We start from the raw sequence: 2,837 nt of genomic DNA, 5'->3' as shown, positions 1-2,837 counted from the left end.
GGCGCCTGGATGAAGGAGCACGCCGACCTGGACCTGTTCGCCGGCCGCGAAGCCACCACGCACTGGGTGCAATGGGCCGGCTGCATCATCACCGTGGGCCTGATGAACGCCGTGGGCGGCACCGTCACCGGTCACGAGTTGACCCACCGCACGGGCAGCGCGTTCGACCTGTTCATGGGCCGCTGGATGCTGGCCTTCACCTGCGACACCTCGTTCGCCATCGAACACGTCTACGGCCACCACGTGCAAGTGGGCACCAATGCCGACGCTGCCACGGCGCGTCGCGGCGAGAGCTTCTACAAGTTCACCGTGCGCTCGACCATCATGAGCTACGTGCACGCCTACCAGGTCGAGCGCGCTCGCCTCAAGAAGATCGGCAAGTCGGTGTGGAACCCGTTTGCCAGCCCCTTCCTGCGCGGCAACCTCGAAAACATCGCGCTCTTCGTGGCGGCCTACGCGATCGCAGGCTGGCCCGGCGTGGGGTTCTGGGCGCTCATTGCGTTCGTCGGCAAGCAGTACCTGGAGATCACCAATTACTTCGAGCACTACGGCCTGGTGCGCGTGCCCGGTGAGCCGGTCCAGCCTCGCCACTCCTGGAACTCGAACCACTGGGCGAGCACCAACGTGCTGTTCAGCCTGGCGCGCCACTCGCACCACCACGCCGAAGGCGAAGCCCCCTACTGGACGCTCTCTGCCTACCCGAACGCACCCATGCTGCCCAATGGCTACCTGTCGATGCTGCTGATCGCCCTGGTGCCACCGTTGTTCAAGAAGATGATGACCCCGGCCTTGAACGAATGGGATGAGCAGCACGCCTCGCCCGCAGAGCGCAAGCTGGCCAAACAAGCCAGCCAGCAAAGCGGCATGTCGGGCTTGAAGATCGCCCAGGCCAAGCTGAGCTGAGCCCCACGTCCACCACTCCCAGGAGCGGCCCAGCCGAAAGTGGCATGGGTCGCTGCGGTTTCAATCCGACAAGGCCATCCCGTGTTCGAACGATTCTTCCGACGCAGCCCCAGCGAGTTTCAGCTGCAGGTCAACCCGACAGGCGCGCCCATCACCGCTGCAGCCAAAGACAGCTTGTTGCTGACCGCCCTGCAAAACGGCATTGCGTTCCCGCACAACTGCCGGGTCGGTGGTTGCGGTGAATGCAAATGCCGACTGGTCTCAGGCAAGGTCAAAGAGCTCACCGACAAGACCTACCTGCTGTCTGCCGAAGAACTCCAGCAGAACTACATCCTCGCCTGTCAGAGCCAGCCACGCTCGGACGTGGTGATCGAGGTCAAGCTGCGCGAGCAGGCCACCGCCCACCCGGTCACCGAGACCCGTGGCCGGATCACGGGCAGCCGCGCACTGACCCACGACATCCTTCACCTCAGCATCGAGACCGAACAGGCGCTGCCCCACTCAGCGGGCCAGTACGTCGACATCGCGCTGCCAGCGGCCGCAGGCGGCACCGGCAAGGAAGTGCGCAGCTACTCGTTCGCGCGCGCGCCAGTCGGCGCCACGCCCACCCTGCTGGATTTCTGGATCCGCAAGGTGCCGGGTGGGGCCTTCACCGAGTGGCTGTTCGCGCAAGACAGGACGGGGGAGAGCTTGAGCCTGATCGGCCCACACGGCAGCTTCGCCTTGCGTCCCGACGTGGGGCCGATCGTGTGCATCGCAGGCGGCAGTGGCTTGGCGCCAATCCAGGCGATCCTCGAGCAAGCCATCCGCGACAAGCAAGCCATGCGACCGCTGGTCATCGTGATGGGCGCCAGGACCCAGGCAGATGTGTACGGCCTGGACGCCATCGACCAGATCCGTCGCGCCTGGAGCGGGCGGTTTCACTTCGAGGCCATCCTGTCGGCAGAGCCCGAAGGCAGCAGCTGGCAGGGCAAACGGGGCCTGGTCAACGAGCACCTGCCCGCCCTGCTGGGCGAGCGCATGGCCGAGCACAGCGCTTACCTGTGTGGCCCGCCCGCGATGATCGATGCCTGCGTCAGCGCCTTGCAGAACGGGGGCGTTGCCGCCACCCGCATCCACTTCGACAAGTTCCTCGACCGCAGCAACACCCCGGCCCTGCGTTGAGGCAGGCCGGAGCGCTGCAAACGGTCAGACCTCGAGCCACTCGCGCCGCACGTACTTGTCGGCGCGGAGTTCGTCCGGCGTGCCGTGGAAGACGACCTCGCCGTGGCCCATCACGTAGCAACGCTGCGAGATGTCGAGCGCGATGGTGAGCTTCTGCTCGACCAGCAGCACGCCCAGGCCGCGCTTTTTCAGCTCCTTGAGGTACTCGCCCACCAGCTCGACGATCTTGGGCGCCAGGCCTTCGGTCGGCTCGTCGATCATGATCAGGTCGGGGTCGCCCATGAGCGTGCGGCACAAGGTCAGCATCTGCTGCTCACCCCCCGACATCACGCCGGCCTCGGTGTGCTGGCGCTCCTTGAGGCGCGGGAACATCTGGTACATGTCGTCCAGGCTCCAGCGTCCCTTCTTGCGCCCCGACTGCTGACCCAGCAGCAGGTTCTGCTCCACCGTCAGCTTGGGGAAGACGTCGCGGCTCTCGGGCACGTAGCCGATGCCATGGCGGGCGATGTCGTAGGGCTTGGTGCCCAGCATTTCCTTGTCCTGCCACTTGATAGAGCCATGACCATCGACCAGGCCCATGATGGCCTTGATGGTGGTCGATCGGCCAGAGCCGTTGCGACCCAGCAGGCTGACGATCTCGCCAGGTTTGACCTCCATGTCGACGCCGTGGAGGATGTGGCTCTTGCCGTAGAAAGCGTGCAGGTTTTCGATCTTCAACATGTCTCAGGCTCCTGCGGCAGACGTGGTCGCTTCGGCGGCTTGCGCCTCGG

Annotated in this window: 3 protein-coding genes; 2 read left to right on the top strand and 1 reads right to left on the bottom strand. The window is 65.3% G+C overall.

Annotated features, from left to right (window positions below; translation table 11 throughout):
• Together B2W70_RS10595 and B2W70_RS10590 are read left to right on the top strand one after the other, a co-directional pair.
• A partial coding sequence (locus B2W70_RS10595; protein ID WP_286745560.1) for an alkane 1-monooxygenase occupies positions 1-903 on the top strand: 903 nt, incomplete at its 5' end.
• Between the two features lie 81 nt (positions 904-984).
• On the top strand, positions 985-2,067 hold the full coding sequence (locus tag B2W70_RS10590; protein ID WP_286745558.1) for a 2Fe-2S iron-sulfur cluster binding domain-containing protein: 1,083 nt from the start codon (positions 985-987) through the stop codon (positions 2,065-2,067).
• Positions 2,068-2,091: 24 nt separating this feature from the next.
• On the opposite strand, the gene B2W70_RS10585 is transcribed toward B2W70_RS10590, so the two are convergent.
• Entirely contained in the window at positions 2,092-2,787 is a 696-nt protein-coding gene (locus B2W70_RS10585) for an ABC transporter ATP-binding protein (RefSeq protein WP_286745557.1), read from the bottom strand.
• Positions 2,788-2,837: the final 50 nt, after the last annotated feature.

This window comes from Aquabacterium sp. UBA2148, from assembly GCF_002328915.1.
GTDB lineage: Bacteria > Pseudomonadota > Gammaproteobacteria > Burkholderiales > Burkholderiaceae_C > Aquabacterium > Aquabacterium parvum.
The sequence above is the reverse complement of the archived record's forward strand: the minus strand, read 5'-3'. Positions and strand labels throughout refer to the sequence as shown.

Excerpts from the sequence above, each read along its gene's own strand:
- B2W70_RS10585 (WP_286745557.1), bottom strand. The coding sequence starts at position 2,787 with ATGTTGAAGATCGAAAACCTGCACGCTTTCTACGGCAAGAGCCACATC.